General features: G+C 67.4%; 18 protein-coding genes. 5 read left to right on the forward strand and 13 right to left on the reverse strand.

Features of this window, described 5'->3' with window-relative positions; genetic code table 11:
* Positions 1–8 precede the first annotated feature (8 nt).
* Together ACZK29_RS03625 and ACZK29_RS03630 are read right to left on the reverse strand one after the other, a co-directional pair.
* Positions 9–563, reverse strand: a complete 555-nt coding sequence (locus ACZK29_RS03625; protein ID WP_459047824.1) for a cob(I)yrinic acid a,c-diamide adenosyltransferase — start codon at positions 561–563, stop codon at positions 9–11.
* A gap of 8 nt (positions 564–571) precedes the next feature.
* On the reverse strand, positions 572–1,156 hold the full coding sequence (locus tag ACZK29_RS03630; RefSeq protein ID WP_478446691.1) for a hypothetical protein: 585 nt from the start codon (positions 1,154–1,156) through the stop codon (positions 572–574).
* Positions 1,157–1,262: 106 nt separating this feature from the next.
* Here ACZK29_RS03630 and ubiH point away from each other — a divergent pair, with 106 nt between their 5' ends.
* Entirely contained in the window at positions 1,263–2,471 is a 1,209-nt protein-coding gene (ubiH, locus tag ACZK29_RS03635) for a 2-octaprenyl-6-methoxyphenyl hydroxylase (protein ID WP_478446692.1), read from the forward strand.
* Complete coding sequence (locus ACZK29_RS03640) at positions 2,468–3,649, forward strand: UbiH/UbiF family hydroxylase (RefSeq protein WP_478446693.1); 1,182 nt, start codon at positions 2,468–2,470, stop codon at positions 3,647–3,649. Before ubiH ends, ACZK29_RS03640 begins: the two co-directional genes overlap by 4 nt.
* Before the next feature lie 193 nt (positions 3,650–3,842).
* On the opposite strand, the gene ACZK29_RS03645 is transcribed toward ACZK29_RS03640, so the two are convergent.
* The 6 genes from ACZK29_RS03645 to ACZK29_RS03670 all read right to left on the reverse strand — a co-directional run bounded on the left by ACZK29_RS03645 (position 3,843) and on the right by ACZK29_RS03670 (position 9,213).
* Positions 3,843–4,238: an EF-hand domain-containing protein gene (locus tag ACZK29_RS03645; protein ID WP_111202416.1), complete on the reverse strand. Its 396-nt coding sequence runs from the start codon at positions 4,236–4,238 to the stop codon at positions 3,843–3,845.
* Between the two features lie 49 nt (positions 4,239–4,287).
* Complete coding sequence (gene rlmM / locus ACZK29_RS03650; RefSeq protein WP_478446694.1) at positions 4,288–5,355, reverse strand: 23S rRNA (cytidine(2498)-2'-O)-methyltransferase RlmM; 1,068 nt, start codon at positions 5,353–5,355, stop codon at positions 4,288–4,290.
* A complete protein-coding gene (locus ACZK29_RS03655) occupies positions 5,339–5,899 on the reverse strand; it encodes a nucleoside deaminase (protein WP_004154307.1) in 561 nt (186 codons plus the stop codon). The genes rlmM and ACZK29_RS03655 overlap by 17 nt, the downstream gene beginning before the upstream one ends.
* Positions 5,900–5,996: 97 nt before the next feature.
* On the reverse strand, positions 5,997–6,719 hold the full coding sequence (locus ACZK29_RS03660) for a DUF6348 family protein (RefSeq protein ID WP_164147382.1): 723 nt from the start codon (positions 6,717–6,719) through the stop codon (positions 5,997–5,999).
* 48 nt (positions 6,720–6,767) lie between these two features.
* A complete protein-coding gene (locus tag ACZK29_RS03665) occupies positions 6,768–7,421 on the reverse strand; it encodes a hypothetical protein (protein WP_478446695.1) in 654 nt (217 codons plus the stop codon).
* A gap of 43 nt (positions 7,422–7,464) precedes the next feature.
* The gene (locus tag ACZK29_RS03670) at positions 7,465–9,213 is read right to left on the reverse strand and encodes a glutamine--tRNA ligase/YqeY domain fusion protein (protein WP_111112387.1); all 1,749 of its coding nucleotides are present in this window, start codon (positions 9,211–9,213) and stop codon (positions 7,465–7,467) included.
* A gap of 237 nt (positions 9,214–9,450) precedes the next feature.
* On the opposite strand from ACZK29_RS03670, the gene ACZK29_RS03675 reads away from it, so the two are divergent.
* The 3 genes from ACZK29_RS03675 (at position 9,451) to ACZK29_RS03685 (ending at position 12,037) form a co-directional block, all read left to right on the forward strand.
* Entirely contained in the window at positions 9,451–9,714 is a 264-nt protein-coding gene (locus ACZK29_RS03675; protein WP_106550103.1) for a putative signal transducing protein, read from the forward strand.
* A gap of 30 nt (positions 9,715–9,744) precedes the next feature.
* On the forward strand, positions 9,745–10,410 hold the full coding sequence (msrA, locus tag ACZK29_RS03680) for a peptide-methionine (S)-S-oxide reductase MsrA (protein ID WP_181502514.1): 666 nt from the start codon (positions 9,745–9,747) through the stop codon (positions 10,408–10,410).
* A gap of 682 nt (positions 10,411–11,092) precedes the next feature.
* The gene (locus ACZK29_RS03685) at positions 11,093–12,037 is read left to right on the forward strand and encodes an IS481-like element ISStma3 family transposase (RefSeq protein WP_478446312.1); all 945 of its coding nucleotides are present in this window, start codon (positions 11,093–11,095) and stop codon (positions 12,035–12,037) included.
* A 57-nt stretch (positions 12,038–12,094) separates the two neighbouring features.
* On the opposite strand, the gene ACZK29_RS03690 is transcribed toward ACZK29_RS03685, so the two are convergent.
* The 5 genes from ACZK29_RS03690 to ahpC all read right to left on the reverse strand — a co-directional run bounded on the left by ACZK29_RS03690 (position 12,095) and on the right by ahpC (position 17,061).
* Positions 12,095–13,051 (reverse strand): transaldolase, encoded by a 957-nt coding sequence (locus tag ACZK29_RS03690; RefSeq protein ID WP_087921592.1) that lies wholly within the window; start codon positions 13,049–13,051, stop codon positions 12,095–12,097.
* 50 nt (positions 13,052–13,101) lie between these two features.
* Positions 13,102–13,506 (reverse strand): nucleoside diphosphate kinase regulator, encoded by a 405-nt coding sequence (gene rnk / locus ACZK29_RS03695; RefSeq protein WP_014036052.1) that lies wholly within the window; start codon positions 13,504–13,506, stop codon positions 13,102–13,104.
* 123 nt (positions 13,507–13,629) lie between these two features.
* The gene (locus ACZK29_RS03700) at positions 13,630–14,592 is read right to left on the reverse strand and encodes a LysR substrate-binding domain-containing protein (RefSeq protein ID WP_111202519.1); all 963 of its coding nucleotides are present in this window, start codon (positions 14,590–14,592) and stop codon (positions 13,630–13,632) included.
* A gap of 85 nt (positions 14,593–14,677) precedes the next feature.
* Positions 14,678–16,270 carry an alkyl hydroperoxide reductase subunit F gene (ahpF, locus tag ACZK29_RS03705; RefSeq protein WP_106550869.1) on the reverse strand — a complete coding sequence of 531 codons (1,593 nt, stop codon included), beginning with the start codon at positions 16,268–16,270 and terminating at the stop codon, positions 14,678–14,680.
* A 227-nt stretch (positions 16,271–16,497) separates the two neighbouring features.
* A complete protein-coding gene (ahpC, locus tag ACZK29_RS03710) occupies positions 16,498–17,061 on the reverse strand; it encodes an alkyl hydroperoxide reductase subunit C (RefSeq protein ID WP_049436466.1) in 564 nt (187 codons plus the stop codon).
* Between the last annotated feature and the right edge of the window lie 217 nt (positions 17,062–17,278).

A 17,278-nucleotide genomic window follows, 5' to 3' on the forward strand; every position in this document is an offset into this window, starting at 1 on the left:
GTGCCGACTCAGCGCTGGCGCTGCTGCGGTTGCCACAGCGCCTCGCCCTGGCCGTCGGCACGGGCCAGCACCCGGGCCAGCACGAACAGCAGGTCCGACAGCCGGTTGAGGTACTGCAGCGCCTCGCTGCGCACGGCTTCGTGGCGGGCCAGGGTGACCGTCTCGCGCTCGGCGCGGCGGACAATGGTGCGCGCCAGATGGCAGCGCGCAGCCGCCTCGCCCCCGGCCGGCAGGATGAACTCCTTCAGCATCGGCAGGCCGGCGTTGTAGTGGTCCAGCTGCTGCTCCAGTGCCGAGACATCGGCGGCGTGGATGGCGGCGTGGCCGGGGATGCACAGCTCGGCACCCAGGTCGAACAGCTGGTGCTGCAGATGCACCACCAGCGCGCGCACATCCTCGGGCAGGGCCGTAGCCAGCAGCAGGCCGAGCGCGGCGTTGGCCTCGTCGACGGTGCCGTAGGACGCCACCCGCGCGTCATCCTTGGCGACGCGCTGGCCGTCACCGAGGCCGGTACTGCCGTCGTCGCCGGTGCGGGTGTAGATGCGCGAGAGGCGATGACCCATGGCGTGGCTCAGTGCCGGATGTCGCGGCGGGCCTGCTGCAGCTTCAGCACCTGCTCCACGGCCAGCTGCAGCGCGGCGGCCAGCGCCACGTAGATGGCGGTGGTGCGCAGGTAGGGGCCGAACCACTGCGCGTAGTTCTGCGCCCAGCCGGCCAGGGTCGGCTCGGCCACGTTGCGGCTGCTCCAGTAGAAACCGCCCTGCGCCAGCAGGTGGCAGACCGCCACCGAGGCCACCAGCAGCAGCGTGCCCTTGGCCAACACCGGCCAGCGCGCGCTCTGGTAGTTGCGGCCCAGCAGCATGCCGCCGGCCCACAGCGAGAAATACGCGGGCAGCAGCAGCCAGTAACCTGGCGACACGCAGTAGTGTTGCCAGAAATCCAGGCCGCTGCTGCGGATCACGATCCAGTCCACCAGCACCGCGAACACCATCAGCAGCGGAAACGCCCAGCGCGTCCAGCGCGCCAGGTAGAAGCCACCGATGAAGAACACCGCCCACGAGGCATCGGGGATCGCTGCGAAGTGGTTGACCCGGGTCGCTGCCAGCACCAGAACGAGCACGGACAGGACGAAGGCGCGGTTGGCAGTGTCGGACATGGTGGCGGGCCCGGAGCGGATTCAGGTTTCATTCTAGCCCGCCGCGCGGGTTGGCGCAGGACCGGCCGTTCGGCGTACAGACGGGGCGAGCGCGTATCATGAACGCATGAGTGAAAGACATGACGTGCTGATTGTCGGTGGTGGCCTGGTCGGCGCCAGCCTGGCCATTGCCCTGGACCGCTTCGGCCGCGACGTGGGCCTGCTCGAGGCCAGCCCGGCCGGCGAGCTGCCGGCGGTGTTCGACCAGCGCAACCTCAGTTTCGCCGCAGCCACCGTCAATGCGCTGACCGCGCTGGGGGTGATGCAGAAACTGGCGATGGCGCCGGGCCCCATCCGGCGCATCCACGTCAGCCGCGCCGGCGATTTCGGCCGTGTGCAGCTGGAAGCGGCCGATTACGACCGGCCATGGTTCGGCCAGGTGGTGGTCGCCCGCGACTTCGGCCAGGCGCTGGAAGCGCGCCTGCAGGAGCTGCCACGGCTGCACCGTTACCGGCCGATGCGGTTCCTGGGCCTGGGTGAAGTGGTCGACGGCTACCGCCAGGTGCGGGTGGCCGACGAGGCCGGCGAGCGCGTATTGCTGGCACGGCTGGTGGTGGGTGCTGACGGTACGACCAGTGGCGTGCGTGGTGCACTGGGCATCGAGGTCGACCGCCATGATTTCCAGCAGACCCTGTTCGTGGCCCGCGTGCGCAGCCAGCGCGCGCCGGACGGCACGGCCTGGGAGCGCTTCACCGATACCGGACCGACCGCGCTGCTGCCGCGGGGTGACCGCCACTTCGGCACCGTGCATGGCGTGGCACGCGACCAGGCCGATGCCGTGATGGCGCTGGACGATGCGGCCTGGCTGCAGCGCCTGCAGGACGCGATCGGCTGGCGTGCCGGCCGTCTGCTTGAATCCGGCCCACGCAGTGCTTATCCGCTCATCCAGGTGCTGTCGCGCGCGCTGGCCGGCGAACGCACGGTGCTGCTCGGCAATGCCGCGCAGACCATCCACCCGCTGGGTGCACAGGGCTTCAACCTGGGCCTGCGCGATGCGCTGACCCTGGCCGAGCTGCTGGAAGATTCCATCGATGATGCCGGCAGCGATGCGCTGCTGCAGGCCTATGTCGCGCGCCGCGAGGAGGACCGCCGGCAGACCGTGGCGTTCTCCGGAGGCCTGGCGCGGCTGACCAGCAACCCGGCACCGCTGATGCGGCCGCTGCGCAGCCTCGGCCTGGTGGCCGCACAACGTGCTTCGGTACAGTCGATGCTGGTCGGTGGCGCGATGGGCTTCCGTGGCGAAGTGCCGCGGTTGTGCCGCGGAGAAGCCGCATGAGCCGCCGCGCCCGACTGGATGTGGCCATCGTCGGCGGTGGCGTGGTCGGTGCCGCGTGCGCGCTGGCGCTGGCCGACGCCGGGCTGTCGGTCGCGCTGGTGGAGGGCCGCGAACCGGCGCCGTGGCGGGCTGCGCAGCCGGACCTGCGGGTATTCGCCTTTGCCGCCGACAACGTGCAGCTGTTGAACCGCCTGGGCGTGTGGCCGGCGATCGCGCAGGCCCGCGCCTGGCCTTACCGGCGCATGCAGGTGTGGGACGCGGCCGGTGGCGAGGATCTGCTGTTCGACGCCGATCGCTTCGGTCGTCGTGAGCTGGGCTACATCGTCGAGAACGGACTGCTGCAGGACCGCCTGTGGGCGGCGCTGCCCGCGGCGGGCGTGCAGCTGCATTGCCCGGCGCGGGTGGAAGCGCTGGAGCAGGACGAGGAAGGCGTGCGCCTGCGCCTGGACGACGGTCGTCGCCTCGAAGCGTCGTTGGCGGTGGCCGCAGACGGTGCCGAATCGACCCTGCGCCAGCTGGCCGGGATCGAGGTGGAAAAGCATGACTACCACCAGCGTGGCGTGGTGGCCTATGTCGACAGTGAACTGCCGAACCAGGCCACGGCCTGGCAGCGCTTCCTGCCGACCGGTCCGTTGGCGTTGCTGCCGGTGGCCGAGCGCCGCAGCTCGATCGTCTGGACCCTGCCGGAGGACGAGGCTGCGCGCGTGCTCGCCTTGGACGAGGAGGCGTTCAACCGGGAATTGACCCGCGCCTTCGCTGCGCGGCTGGGCGAACTGCGCCTGGCCTCGCCGCGCGCGGCGTTCCCGTTGCGCCGCCAGCTGGCCCGCCACTACGTAGCCGGCCGTGTGCTGGCATTGGGAGACGCAGCGCATGTGGTGCACCCGCTGGCCGGGCAGGGCGTGAACCTGGGGCTGCGCGATGTCGCCGCCCTGCAGCAGTGGCTGGCGCCGTCGGCCGAACGCCGCGGCCAGCCGCGCCTGTCGCCGCAGCGCCTGCAGCGCTGGGCGCGCGAACGCCGCAGTGACAACCACATCGCCGCCTACAGCTTCGACGCGATCAACCGCCTGTTCTCCAACGACGAAATGCACCTGACCCTGGCCCGCGGCCGCGCGCTGGGCTGCGTGGGCAAATGGCCGCCGCTGGTGCAGGCGTTCTGGAAGCGCGCCGCCGGCGTCTGACCGGAATACAGGCCGCACGACGCGACGGGAGTCGCTGGCGTGTTACCAACCACGGGACGCCGCTTTGGTAGGTGCCAACCTTGGTTGGCACGTCTGTCAGGTAACGTCGGCCCAGATAGGGCGACGGCGTTTCCGATGCTGTGCCAACCAAGGTGGGCACCTACCGAAAGCGGACTCCGCTACCGCCGTTGATTCAATCCACCAGCCAACCGGCCAGGTCTGCACGATCCAGCTTGCCGCGATGCTTGCGGTCCAGCGAATTGAACTCATCGGCCAGCGCCGGATTCGCCTGTGCTTCCTCGCGGCTGATGAAACCATCGCCGTTCACATCCAGCGCAGCGAAGTGGATGCGGTACTGGCCAACCACGCTGCTGGGCTCCAGCGAACGCACCGTCACCTGCGCCTCGCCGGCCGGCTGTGCAATCTCGACGCTGCCGCTGACCCGGCCCGCATCCAGCGGCTGTTGGCGGATCGCGCCGCCGGTGGGGCCCAGCGGCTGGCTCTGCGCCGGGGTATGCGGCAGTTGCTGGGCCATGGTCGGCGCGGCAGCCAGCAAGGTGGTCAGCAGGGTGAGCGAGTGGTAGCGCATGGTTCCCTTCCTCGGTAGCGCCGGGCCATGCCCGGCGGGCGCGGTGGCCTCAGCGTAGCGGCGAGGCCAGTACCGTGATCTCCTCACGGTCGTGATAGAGCTGCTTGGCACGCACCACCAGCGGCTTGCCGGCCTGGTCCTGGAACAGGTCCAGGCACAGCCGGGTCTCGTCCCAGCGCTTCTTCATCGGCAGCTTCAGGTTGAAGATCGCGTGCCGGCACCAGCCTTCGCGGATCCAGGTGGCCATGCGCTCGGCCACGCGGCGCGGCTGCTCGACCATGTCGCAGACCATCCAGTCCAGCGGCTGTTCCGGATGCCAGTGGAAGCCATCGGCGCGCAGGTGCTCGACCAGTCCGGTGTCCAGCACGTGCTGGCGCAGCGGGCCGTTGTCGATGCTCAGCACGTGCATGTGCTGGCGGGTCAGCACCCAGGTCCAGCCGCCGGGTGCGGCGCCGAGGTCGGCCGCGCGCATGCCGGGCCTGGCCAGCGCCTCGCGTTCTTCCGGCGTCAGCAGGGTCAGCAGCGCTTCGTCCAGCTTCAATGCCGAACGCGAGGGCGCTTCGGGCAGCAGCTTCAGGCGCGGAATGCCCAAAGCCCACGGCGCGCTGTCGGCCGGGTCGGCCACGCAGACGAAGGCGTGAGTGCCGTCGACGAACACCACGTGCAGGCGCGGCAGGCGATTGTTCGGCTTGTCGGTCAGCTTGCCGGCCTTGCGCAGCGCCGGGCGCAGCGCGTTGCCGAAGGCGCGGGCCAGGCCGGACAGCGGCTTGCCGGCATCGGAGTCCGGGTGTTCCACCCACAGGTCGCCGAAGCGCGGTGCATCGGCCAGAACCTCCAGCATCGGGGTGATGCGGTCGGCCGGGTCCAGCTGCGGCAACTCGGCCAGTACCAGCAGCTTCTGCCGCGCGAAGATCAGCTCGCGCCAGCGCAGGCGGGGTGCCAGCGCGGCGGCTTCGTCGCACATGAACAGCACGTAGCCGTCATTGCGCTGGGTGCGCGCGTAGCCGGCGAAACCGGCTTCGCCGGCGCGGAACTGCAGTTCGCCGGCCAGCTCGGGCTCGAAGCCCTGCCGGCACAGGCACAGCAGGCCGATGCCGGCCTCAGTAACGGGCGCCATCGCTTTCCCCATAGGCGCGCAGCACGCTGCGTGCGGCGTCGCGGTTCAGGCCCTGCACCACTTCGATGCCGCGCTTGTTGAGTTCGCCCACCCAGTCGGCCGGCAGCGGGCCTTCGTCGAACGGGGTCAGTTCCTCGACGTCGGCCGAGTTGGCACCGATCAGCAGGCGGTCGATGCCGGCCCACACCGTGGCGCCGTAGCACTGGCAGCACGGCTGCGAGCTGGTGGCCAGGGTGACCGGCGACAGCACCGCGTTCAGGCGCGGGGTCTGCAGGCGCTGCTGGGCCAGCATGTAGGCCATGTTCTCGGCATGCGCCAGCGAAGTGGCGTGCGGCATCACCCGGTTCACGCCGGCGGCGATCACCTTGTCATCCGGGCCGAACACCACGGCGCCGAACGGGCCGCCGCTTGCGTGCTCGACGTTCAGCCGCGACAGCTCGATCGCCAGCGCGACCTTGGCCTCATCGCCCGGATATCGACGATCCAGGTCGATCTGGTCGTGGATCCAGGCGGGAAGGGTCAGGTGGACTTGCGCGTACAGCATCGCGGGGGTGCCTCGTATGGGATGGGAAAAAGTGCGGTTGCTCGGGAAACCGGCGCGCAGTGTAGCTGCCCCGGCCTGTATCGGGTGTGGCGGTGGGTCAGCCCGGCGCGCCGGTGCGGATCACCACGTACTGCTTGCGGAATTCCAGCCCGGCCTGCGGCCAACTGGCGGCATAGGCGCGCAGCAATGGCAGTGCAGGAGCGAAGTCGTGGCCATTGACCCGGCAATCGGCCTCGCACAGGCCATCGGCATCGCGCGAGGCGAACAGGCGGATGGCGAGGAACTGGCGTGCCTTCAGCAGGTCGTCGAAGGCGTCCATGCTCCTGGTGAACAGGCAACAGGGGCAGGAACCGTGGTCGTCCTCACTGCACGTGCTGGCGTCGACCTCCTGCGCGCGGTAGTGCGCCAGCGGCCCCAGCACCACGGTACGCTCGTGTTCCTCGCCGTCGTCGCCGGTCGGGTAGGTCAGGCCCATCATCGGCAGGCCCTGTGCGTCGTCGGCGCCCACTGCAGTCTGCAGCGTTGCCAGGTCCACCCGCACCCAGGTCTGGAAGCCGGACAACAGCGACGCCTGCTCATCGGCACCGTTGGCGTGCTGGTACTCGAACAGGCCATCAGCGAACAGGATGGGGTGCTGTGCCTCGATGACCGTGGACGTCTGCCAGCCGCCGTTGTCGCGTGCGTGCGCGGCCATTGCGTGAGGGGTCAGGCGCAGCCCGCTGTCCAGCAGCAGCGCGCCACCGTCGACGCGGCTGGTGATGCCGGCGTCCTGCAGGACCTGCTGCAGCAGCGGGAGGAGCGCGGTGGGGGTGGTTGTCATGTCAGGCCTGTGGATGGATCGGGTGGGACATCCAGGCTGGGCCGGGTGTCAATGGTCGAGTGCGTCGCGCTCGGCACGATAGCGCTGCGCGTCGGACTGCTGCTGCGGATCGTTGCCATGATCACGCAGCCAGGTGTCCAGCTCGCGGCGATAGTCCGCACGGAAGTCGGCATTGCCCGGGCTGAAATGCAGCTTGCGTGCCGCCACCTCCACGCGCTCGCGTGCGCTGGCACGGGCCTGCGCGATGCCGTGCGGCGATTCGTTGGTGAGGATGACGAAGTTGCGCGGGAAGCCCGGCGTGTACTTCACCACGAACGGCTGGTCCTGCGCAGGGATGCGGATCGTGTTCTCCAGCGGCCACAGCGAGGCGGTGTTGGTGTGGAACACCACTTCCACGTCGCGGCCCTCGGCGGTGCGCAACACCGCTTCGTAACGCCAGATGTACTGTTCGTTGAGCGTGGAATTGGTTTCCTCGGCCTTGACGATCACCGCTTCACCATGCTCGCCCACTGCATTGAGGAAGGTGGCGTTGAGGAAGCTGCCGAGGAAGATGTTGAGCATCGCCAGCGGGAACACCACGATGGCGTAGCCCGGGAAGCGCCGCCACCACGAGACCAGCCCGGCCAGCACCATCGCTGCAAAGAACGTCAGCAGCGGATGCTGGGAGATGAACCAGAGCAGGGCGGACAGGGCGGTGATCATCGTCGGGGGCGTGCGGGCGCCGTGCCGGCGCCCGCGCAGGTCCTCAGGCCGACCAGGTGTCGCGCAGGGTCACGCTGCGGTTGAACACCGGCTTGGCCTCGGTGTGGTCGCGGCGATCGGCGACGAAATAGCCGGTGCGCTCGAACTGGAACGACTGCTCCGGCGCGGCGCTGGCCGCGGCCGGCTCGACATAGCCGGTGACGGTGCGGCGCGATTCCGGGTTGAGGTAGTCGCGGTAGGTCTTGCCTTCCGATTCGTCGTCCGGGTTGGGCACCGAGAACAGGCGGTCGTACAGGCGGATCTCGGCCGGCACGCCGTGCACGGCGCTGACCCAATGGATGGTGCCCTTGACCTTGCGGTTGGCGCCTTCCATGCCCGGACGCGATTCCGGATCCAGCCAGCCGCGCAGCTCGGTGATGGTGCCGTCGGCATCCTTGATCACTTCGTCGCAGCGGATGATGCCGGCGCCGCGCAGGCGCACTTCGCCGCCCGGGACCAGGCGCTTCCAGCCCTTCGGCGGCACTTCGGCGAAGTCCTCGCGGTCGATCCACACCTCGCGCGCGAACGGCACCTGGCGGCTGCCGAAGCTCTCGTCCTTCGGGTGGTTGCTGAAGGTCAGCTGCTCTTCGTGGCCTTCCGGCAGGTTGCTCAGCACCAGCTTGACCGGATCGACCACTGCCATGCGGCGCGGTGCGGCGCTGTCGAGGTCCTCGCGCAGCGCGCCTTCCAGCACGCTGAAGTCGATCAGCGAATTCTGCTTGCTGATGCCCACGCGCTCCGCAAACAGGCGCATCGCGGCCGGGGTGTAGCCACGGCGACGCAGGCCCTGCAGGGTCGGCATGCGCGGGTCTTCCCAACCGTCCACCAGCTGTTCGGTGACCAGCGCCATCAGCTTGCGCTTGCTCATCACCGTGTAGTTGATGTTCAGGCGCGAGAACTCGATCTGGCGCGGCTTGGCCGCTTCGCGCGGCAGGCCGGCATCGACCAGCGGCTGGGTCAGCGCGTCGTCATGGGCGAAATCGACGTTGTCCACGCACCAGTCGTACAGCGGACGGTGGTCTTCGAACTCCAGCGTGCACAGCGAGTGGGTGATGCCCTCGATCGAATCACCCAGGGCGTGGGCGAAGTCGTACATCGGGTAGATCGGCCACGCGTTGCCGGTGTTCTGGTGCTCGACGTGCTTGATGCGGTACAGCGCCGGATCGCGCAGGTTGATGTTGCCGCTGGCCATGTCGATCTTGGCGCGCAGGGTGCGCGCGCCATCCGGGAATTCACCGGCGCGCATGCGGCGGAACAGGTCGAGGTTTTCCTCGACGCTGCGGTCGCGCCACGGCGACGGACGGCCCGGTTCGGTCAGGGTGCCGCGGTAGGCGCGCACTTCCTCGGCCGACAGGTCGCAGACATAGGCCTTGCCCTGTTCGATCAGCTTCTCGGCGGCCAGGTAATAGGTCTGGAAGTAGTCCGAGGCGTGGCGCAGCTCGTTCCATTCGAAGCCCAGCCAGCGCACGTCGTCCTGGATCGCGGCCACGTATTCCGGGTCTTCCTTGGCCGGGTTGGTGTCGTCGAAACGCAGGTTGCAGACGCCGCTGAACTCACCGGCGATGCCGAAGTTCAGGCAGATCGACTTGGCATGGCCGATGTGCAGGTAGCCGTTCGGCTCGGGCGGGAAGCGGGTCTTGATCGCCTGGTGCTTTCCGCTGGCCAGGTCCTCGCGCACGATCTGGCGGATGAAATCGCGCTTCTCGTGGCTGTCGGCGGGGGTCTCGGGGCTGGCGGGGGTGTGCTCGGACATGAGTCGGCGAAAAGAAAGGCAGAAAGACCAACAGTCTAGCGCGTACCGGGCAGGGCTGCCCGGTAGCCAGGGGGTTGCCGGCCAGCGGCCGGCACTACTCCCCATCTTCCGGGGTTGCTGGCCGCCGGATTGCGGATCGACACGCAGATCGGTAGTGCCGGCCGCTGGCCGGCAGGACTCACCACCGGCATTCAGCCCCCAGGCGTATGCTGGACCTCTGTCCCACGGAGCCGCCGCATGCACATCGTGTACAAGGCCGACAACCTGTTCGACGCCCACCTGGTCAAGCACGCGCTGGAAGATGCCGGCATCCCGGCCTTCGTGTTCGGCGAATCGTTGCTGGGCGGCATGGGGGAGCTGCCGCTGTTCGGCGTGCTGCGGGTGGGCATCCCCGACGCGGCACGGCCGCAGGCCGAGGACATCGTCGCTGCGCTGGACTTGGGCCAAGCCCCGTCCGACCCCATTTCGGATGCAGACGACATAGCCGGCCTGCCGGCATAGGAGCGCATCATGTTGGGAATTGGCCAGGGCATCCTCGGCATCGGCGCCTTCAAGCAGCGCCTGCCGCGCCCGGAAGAAGCCCTGCCGGGGCGTGAGCAGCCGCTGCCGCTGCACAGCAACCAGCACTTCGTGAACAGCCATCCGCTGAAGGATCGATTCGCCGGCCTGCAGCAGATCCGTTTCGCGCTGGGCTGCTTCTGGGGCGCCGAGCGCAAGTTCTGGACCGAGCCGGGCGTGTACAGCACCTCGGTCGGCTATGCCGGCGGCATCACTCCGAACCCGACCTATGAAGAGGTCTGCTCGGGCCTGACCGGCCACACCGAAGTGGTGCAGGTGGTGTTCGATCCGGCGGTGGTGAGCCTGGAGCGGCTGCTGCAGCTGTTCTGGGAGAGCCATGATCCGACCCAGGGCATGCGCCAGGGCAACGACACCGGCACCCAGTACCGCTCGGCGATCCACGCCACCGACGAGGCCCAGTACAAGGCAGCGCTGGCCAGCCGCGAGGCCTACCAGGCGCAGCTGGACGCCGCCGGTTACGGCCGGATCACCACGGAGATCGTGTATCCGGCGCCGGAGTACTACTACGCGGAGGATTACCACCAGCAGTACCTGGCGAAGAACCCGAACGGTTACTGCGGGATTGGTGGCACCGGCGTGAGCTGCCCGATCGGGCTGGATGTGGAGGCGCCGCGCTGACGCGCGGTGGTCCGCCTGCGGCGGGCAACGTCAACGTCAAAAGCCAAAGCGGCTCTGGGTTGCTGATGGTTGGGCGGGACGGGGGCGGCTGGCAGGACACGCCGTAAACCCCGCTCCGCGGTCCGGCCCAGCCGCTGGCGGCTGTGCGTTCGGGCGCTTGCGAAGCAGTGCTTCGCAAGCAAAGCGCCCTCACCCCTGGGGGCTCGATGGCGCCATCCATGGCGCCAACGGTCCTGCCAACCCACACCGCCCCACCCCCGACAGTTTCCCGGTGACGGTGGGAAAGAGCATTGGGTTACTGACGAACTGATGGAAAACAAAAAGGACGCGGCGTTCGCCGCGTCCTTTTTGTTTGGTTCTGCATTGCCCTTGTAGAGCCGAGCCATGCTCGGCTCCGAGCAAGCGAAGCGCGCGACCCGCTGTTGCTCTTCTATCTTTCTTCCGTGGCGGGCGGCCGCAGGAAACTGTCAGAGGGCGGGCGGGTTGGGTTCGCGGGAGTGTCCGCCGCATGGATGCGGCGGCCAAGCCCCCAAGGATGGGTTTACGGCGTCTCCCGCGAACCCAACCCGACCGACCCAGCGCGGCACAAGTCGACTAACTGTGATCTCTCTGTACGTTGTTCATCCGGGGCATCTTTGGAAAATGGTGGTTACCACACCGTTCCAGCCCCCAAAGAGCCCGGATGAACAATCATAAAAATGCCCGTTTGACGACGTTTAGTCGAGCGCTTCTGGTCCACCGTATCCTCCACGAGGGCTTACGCCCGGAAGAAGCAGCTCAAGCGTGTGGCGTAAGTGTGCGTACGGCCTACAAGTGGCTGGCCCGATTCCGCCAGTTCGGGGCACCGGGGCTGGAAAACCGCAGCTCACGGCCTCACCAGACGCCGCATGCCACACCTGCTCCGGTAGTCGAGCAGATCAAGGAGCATCGCCGTAAGCGGCAGACCTACCTGACCATCTCCAAGGCGCTGGGGGTCGGCCACAGTACGATTTCAAGGCTGATGCGCGCCCACGGCCTCAATCGGCTGTGTCGGCTTGATCCGCCCAAGGAGGTCATCCGATACGAATACGATCAGCCCGGAGGGCTGCTGCACCTGGACATCAAGAAGCTGGGCAACTTCCAGCGGCCAGGGCACAGAACCGATGCCAAACGCCGGGGAAATACCGCTGGCGGTGGCTGGGGCTACGTCCACGTGGCCATTGACGATCACTCCCGGGTCGCCTTCAGCAGCGTCCACCCCAACGAACAGGGCGAAACCGCCTGCCAGGCGTTGCTGGGCGCTCTGGAGTACTACGCCAGCCTGGGAATCACCTTCAAGCGGATCCTGACCGACAACGGTGCCTGCTATCGCTCCACCGCCTTTGCCAAGCTGCTCAAATCCCTTGGGATCAAGCACATCAGAACCAAGCCCTACACGCCGCGGACCAATGGCAAAGCCGAGCGCTTCATCCAGACCAGCCTGCGCGAGTGGGCTTACGCCTGCGAGTACGCATCCTCGGACCAGCGCAATTCCGTGTTGAGCCAATGGCTGCACCACTACAACTGGCACCGTCCCCATATGGCGATCGGCGGCCAGCCACCTATCTCCAGAGTGCCGCTGAACAACGTAGTGGGTTTACACAACTAACAGTCGACTCTACCGAACCGAGCGCCCCGCCACGAGGGGCTCAGCCGTTGGCCGGAATCACAGCTCCGAACGAATGCGCTCGCGCAGCGCCTGCAGATCCTTGGCAAACGCATCGATACCCGTCGCCAGCTTCTCGGTCGCCATCGGATCGGCGGCCAGGTCGGCGGCGAACTTCGCCGCGTCGATCGGGGTCACCGCCACGCCGTCGGCGGCACCGGCCACCAGCTTGCGCGGCAGCTCGCCGTGGTCGGCGTCCAGCTTCTCCAGCAGGTCCGGCGAAATCGTCAGGCGGTCGCAACCGGCCAGCGCTTCGATCTGCGCGGTCGAACGGAACGAGGCGCCCATCACCACGGTCGGCGAACCGCGGCGCTTGAACTCGGCATACACGCCACGCACGAACTTCACGCCCGGGTCTTCGTCGATGCTGGCCGGGGCCTGGCCGTTGGCCACGTACCAATCGAGGATACGGCCGACGAACGGCGAGATCAGGAACGCGCCGGCTTCGCTGCAGGCCAGCGCCTGGGTCGGGTTGAAGATCAGGGTCAGGTTGCAGTCGATGCCTTCGGCCTGCAGGATGCGCGCCGCCTCCACGCCTTCCCAGGTCGCGGCGATCTTGATCAGGATCTTCTCGCGCGGCACGCCGGCATCGGCGTACATCTGGATGAACTGGCGGGCCTTGGCCACGGTGGCGGCGGTGTCGTGGGCCTGGTCGGCATCCACTTCGGTGGACACACGGCCCGGCACCAGCGTGCTCAGCAGCGCGCCGACGCCGATGGTCAGGCGGTCGGCCACGGCGTGCACCACGGCTTCGCGGTCGCCCGTCTGCTGCCGGCCCCAGGCCAGTTCGCGTTCGATCAGCTCGGCGTAGACCGGCAGGTCCAGCGCCTTCTTCACCAGGGTCGGGTTGGTGGTGCAGTCCACCGGCTGCAGGCGCTTGATGGCGTCGTAGTCACCGGTATCGGCAACGACCACGGACAGTTCGCGCAGCTGGGACAGTTTGGACGGGGTACTCATTACGGCTCCTGGTGCAGGGGGATCGAATCGCGCGCGGTGCGCAGCGGTAATCAGGGGCGGTCGTTGTGGACCGCGGTCACGCGCAGGCGCAGCTTGCGGCCGCCGGGCGCATTCCAGTCGATGCTTTGGCCGATGGCCAGGCCGAGCAGGGCACTGCCGACCGGGGCCAGCACCGAAACCTTGCCTTCGTCGACGTTGGCTTCGCGGGGGAAGACCAGGGTCAGGACGTGCTTCTCGCCCGACACTTCATCTTCGCACTCCACGCGCGAATGCATCATGACGATGCCTTCGGGAATCTGGTCCGGTGCCAGCACGGTGGCCCGGTTGAGCTCTTCAGCAAGCGCGAGCGCGGCAGGCGTCTGGCTCAGCGCAGGGGATTCGAGCATGGCGTCCAGGCGGTCCATGTCGAAGGTAGAAACGGTGATCGACGGCGGCAGGCCGCTGGCGGTGTTCATGGTGAAGCTCCTTGGTTGAAAGCCATGCAAAAGGCGGCACCTGCTGGCGCCGCCTGTCTGTATTGTGGGGACAAATGCGGCCGGAATCGACTCCTGCCGATTCCGAGCCGATGCTGCGGGGGATCAGCCGTTCAGCGCGGGGCCGGGCAGAGCGGCCGCTTCGTCGGCGGCATTCACCGCATCAAGGGTGAACAGCGCCTCCGGCAGGCGCTTGAACTGGTCGGCCAGCTCCATCAGGAAGTCGTTCATGGCCGAGCTGCGGCGCCAGATCATGGCGATGCGGCGGCTGGGACGGCCCTCGCCGGTGAAGTCGAGCAGGCGGATGTTGTTCGAGCGCGGCACCGGCGGCTGCACCGACAGGCTGGGCAGCAGGGTGATGCCGACGTCGGCAGCCACCATCTGCCGCAGCGTCTCCAGGCTGGTGGCGCGGAACTCGGACTTCTCGTTGGCGCCGAACAGGCGGCACACTTCCAGTGCCTGGTCGCGCAGGCAGTGACCGTCTTCCAGCAGCAGCAGCTTCTGCGTGGCCAGTTCCTGCACATCCAGGTGTTCGCGGCGAGCCAGCGGGTGGCGCCCGGACACGGCCAGCAGGAACGGTTCCTCGAACAGGAACTCGGCGTGGAGCTGGTCGTCGATCACCGGCAGTGCCAGCAGCGCGGCGTCCAGCTTGCCCTCGCGCAGCCGGTCCAGCAGCACGTCGCTCTTTTCCTCGACCAGCAGCAGTTCCAGCTCCGGGAAGCGCTCGCGGATGCGCGGGATCACATGCGGCAGCAGGTACGGGCCGAGGGTCGGGAAGATCCCCAGGCGCACCGTACCGGCTTCCGGGTCGCGGCTGCGTCGCGCCGCTTCCTTCAGTTGTTCCACTTCGGACACGATCACCCGCGCCCGTGCGGCCGCTTCCTGCCCTGCCGGGGTCAGCATCACCTTGCGCGGTGCGCGTTCCACCAGCGGCAGGCCCAGCTCTTCTTCCAGCTTGCGGATCTGCGTGGACAGCGTGGGCTGGCTGACGAAGCAGGAAGCGGCAGCCCGGCCGAAATGCTTGTGGTCGGCCAGGGCTACCAGGTACTTCAGATCACGTAGGTTCATCCTTACACCCCAGGGGTAACGGACCGGCTGACGGCGTGGTTACCCGACAGGCAGACAATGTTCCCGGTGATCTGGGAACGGTGGATCAGGCCGCTTCAGCAACGGCACCGCTGCTGTTGCTCACCGACGAGCGGATCAGGTGGTCGAACGCGCTCAGTGCGGCGGTCGAGCCGGCGCCCATGGCAATGATGATCTGCTTGTAGGGTACTGTCGTGCAATCGCCGGCGGCGAACACACCCGGCAGGTTGGTCTGGCCACGGTCGTCAATGACGATCTCGCCACGCGGCGACAGCGCCACGGTGTCCTTCAGCCATTCGGTGTTCGGCAGCAGGCCGATCTGCACGAAGATGCCCTCCAGCTCGACGCGATGGGCGTCGCCGCCGACGCGGTCCTTGTAGACCAGGCCGGTAACGCGGCTGCCATCGCCCAGCACCTCGGTGGTCTGCGCGCTGGTCAGCACGGTGACATTGCCGAGGCTGCGCAGCTTCTTCTGCAGCACTTCATCGGCGCGCAGGCTGGAATCGAACTCCAGCAGGGTCACATGCGACACGATGCCGGCCAGGTCGATGGCCGCTTCCACGCCGGAGTTGCCGCCGCCGATCACCGCCACGCGCTTGCCCTTGAACAGCGGACCATCGCAATGCGGGCAGTACGCCACGCCCTTGTTGCGGTACTGGTCCTCGCCCGGCACGTTCATCTGCCGCCAGCGCGCGCCGGTGGACAGGATCACCGAACGCGACTTCAGCACCGCGCCGTTCTCCAGCTGCACCTGCACCAGGCCGTCTTCACCGGCCGGCACCAGCGCACTGGCGCGCTGCAGGTTCATGATGTCCACTTCGTACTCGCGCACGTGCTGTTCCAGCGCCGTGGCCAGCTTCGGGCCCTCGGTCTCCTTCACCGAAATGAAGTTCTCGATCGCCATGGTGTCCAGCACCTGGCCACCGAAACGCTCGGCGGCGATGCCGGTACGGATGCCCTTGCGTGCGGCGTAGATCGCCGCTGCAGCGCCGGCCGGGCCACCGCCCACCACCAGCACGTCGAACGCGTCCTTGGCGGCGATCTTCTCGGCATCGCGCTTGCTGGCATTGGTGTCCAGCTTGGCCACGATCTGCTCGAGGGTCATGCGGCCCTGGTCGAATACTTCACCGTTGAGGTACACGGTCGGCACCGACATGATCTCGCGCTTCTCGACTTCGTCCTGGAACAGGGCGCCGTCGATGGCCACGTGCTGGATGCGCGGGTTGAGTACCGCGGCCAGGTTCAGTGCCTGCACCACGTCCGGGCAGTTCTGGCAGGACAGCGAGAAATAGGTTTCAAACCTGTAGTCGCCTTCCAGGTTCTGCACCTGCTCGATCAGCTCGGCGGTGGCCTTGGACGGGTGGCCGCCCACCTGCAGCAGGGCCAGCACCAGCGAGGTGAACTCGTGGCCCATCGGCAGGCCGGCGAAGGTCAGGTGGATATCCTGGCCCGGCGTGCCCAGATCGAACGACGGCACGCGGCCCTGGCCATCGCGCAGTACCTGCAGCGAGATCTTGTCCGACAGGCTTTCCAGGGTCTGCAGCAGTTCCAGCATTTCCTGCGACTTGGCGCCGTCGTCGGCGTGCGCGGTGATCTGGATCGGGCGGGTCACGCGCTCCAGATAGGTCTTCAGCTGCGACTGCAGGTTGGCGTCCAACATCGGGTCATCTCCTGGCTTCAGGCAAACAGGGGGCGTGGCACCGCTGTAGAAGGTAGCGGACCAGCAGGGGGTAGGGGTGAACCCAAGACAGCAACCGTGGAAGGGGCTGGCTGGCCAAGGCTGGCGCGCGCGTTGGCTGTCTTGGGTTCACCCCCACGCCGGCGGGGGGACCGGCACGGGGATGAAGGGCACGCCGTGGCGTGGGGCCGCGGCAGGCCGGTACTGCTTTAGATCTTGCCGACCAGGTCCAGCGACGGGGTCAGGGTCTTCTCGCCTTCCTTCCACTTGGCCGGGCACACCTGGTTCGGGTTGGCGGCGGTGAACTGGGCAGCCTTCAGCTTGCGCAGGGTCTCGGACACGTCACGGGCGATCTCGTTGGAGTGGATCTCCAGGGTCTTGATCACGCCTTCCGGGTTGATGATGAAGGTGCCGCGCAGGGCCAGGCCTTCTTCCGGAATATGCACGCCGAAGGCGTTGGTCAGCTGGTGGGTCGGGTCGCCGACCAGCGGGAACTGGGCCTTGCCGACGGCCGGCGAGGTTTCGTGCCACACCTTGTGCGAGAAGTGGGTGTCGGTGGTGACGATGTAGACCTCGGCGCCAGCCTTCTTGAACTCGGCGTAATGGTCAGCCGCGTCTTCGATCTCGGTCGGGCAGTTGAAGGTGAAGGCGGCCGGCATGAAGATCAGGACGGACCACTGGCCCTTCAGGCTGTTGTCGGAAACCTTGATGAACTCGCCATTGTGGTAAGCGTTGGCTTCGAACGGCTGGATCTGGGTGTTGATGAGGGACATCATTTTTCCTCTGGTGAAGGGGAGTGGGTGAATCGACAGGAGCTAGGTTACCGACTCACTGGCGATAAGAACAATCCATTGATTGCATCTATTTGATAGATGGAGTCTATCAAAAGGTCATGAGCAGGCACTGAACCTTGCCGCTCCCATCCTGCAACTGCCTGTGTGACAAGGAAAATCGTCCTGGACGCGTGAACAGGGCTGATAGCCCCTCCTT

The sequence above is a fragment of the Stenotrophomonas sp. 89682_Sma genome (genome assembly GCF_056481405.1).

Bases quoted from the DNA above. Each gene is read 5' to 3' on its own strand.
- ahpF (WP_106550869.1), bottom strand. From the start codon at position 16,270: ATGTTGGACGCCAACCTGCAGTCGCAGCTGAAGACCTATCTGGAGCGC.
- ACZK29_RS03660 (WP_164147382.1), bottom strand. From the start codon at position 6,719: ATGACAACCACCCCCACCGCGCTCCTCCCGCTGCTGCAGCAGGTCCTG.
- ACZK29_RS03665 (WP_478446695.1), bottom strand. From the start codon at position 7,421: ATGATCACCGCCCTGTCCGCCCTGCTCTGGTTCATCTCCCAGCATCCG.
- ACZK29_RS03700 (WP_111202519.1), bottom strand. From the start codon at position 14,592: ATGAACCTACGTGATCTGAAGTACCTGGTAGCCCTGGCCGACCACAAG.
- ACZK29_RS03630 (WP_478446691.1), bottom strand. From the start codon at position 1,156: ATGTCCGACACTGCCAACCGCGCCTTCGTCCTGTCCGTGCTCGTTCTG.
- rnk (WP_014036052.1), bottom strand. From the start codon at position 13,506: ATGAACACCGCCAGCGGCCTGCCGCCGTCGATCACCGTTTCTACCTTC.
- ACZK29_RS03655 (WP_004154307.1), bottom strand. From the start codon at position 5,899: ATGCTGTACGCGCAAGTCCACCTGACCCTTCCCGCCTGGATCCACGAC.
- ACZK29_RS03625 (WP_459047824.1), bottom strand. From the start codon at position 563: ATGGGTCATCGCCTCTCGCGCATCTACACCCGCACCGGCGACGACGGC.
- ACZK29_RS03670 (WP_111112387.1), bottom strand. From the start codon at position 9,213: ATGTCCGAGCACACCCCCGCCAGCCCCGAGACCCCCGCCGACAGCCAC.
- rlmM (WP_478446694.1), bottom strand. From the start codon at position 5,355: ATGGCGCCCGTTACTGAGGCCGGCATCGGCCTGCTGTGCCTGTGCCGG.
- ACZK29_RS03675 (WP_106550103.1), top strand. From the start codon at position 9,451: ATGCACATCGTGTACAAGGCCGACAACCTGTTCGACGCCCACCTGGTC.
- ACZK29_RS03685 (WP_478446312.1), top strand. From the start codon at position 11,093: ATGAACAATCATAAAAATGCCCGTTTGACGACGTTTAGTCGAGCGCTT.
- ubiH (WP_478446692.1), top strand. From the start codon at position 1,263: ATGAGTGAAAGACATGACGTGCTGATTGTCGGTGGTGGCCTGGTCGGC.
- ACZK29_RS03690 (WP_087921592.1), bottom strand. From the start codon at position 13,051: ATGAGTACCCCGTCCAAACTGTCCCAGCTGCGCGAACTGTCCGTGGTC.
- ACZK29_RS03645 (WP_111202416.1), bottom strand. From the start codon at position 4,238: ATGCGCTACCACTCGCTCACCCTGCTGACCACCTTGCTGGCTGCCGCG.
- ahpC (WP_049436466.1), bottom strand. From the start codon at position 17,061: ATGTCCCTCATCAACACCCAGATCCAGCCGTTCGAAGCCAACGCTTAC.
- ACZK29_RS03640 (WP_478446693.1), top strand. From the start codon at position 2,468: ATGAGCCGCCGCGCCCGACTGGATGTGGCCATCGTCGGCGGTGGCGTG.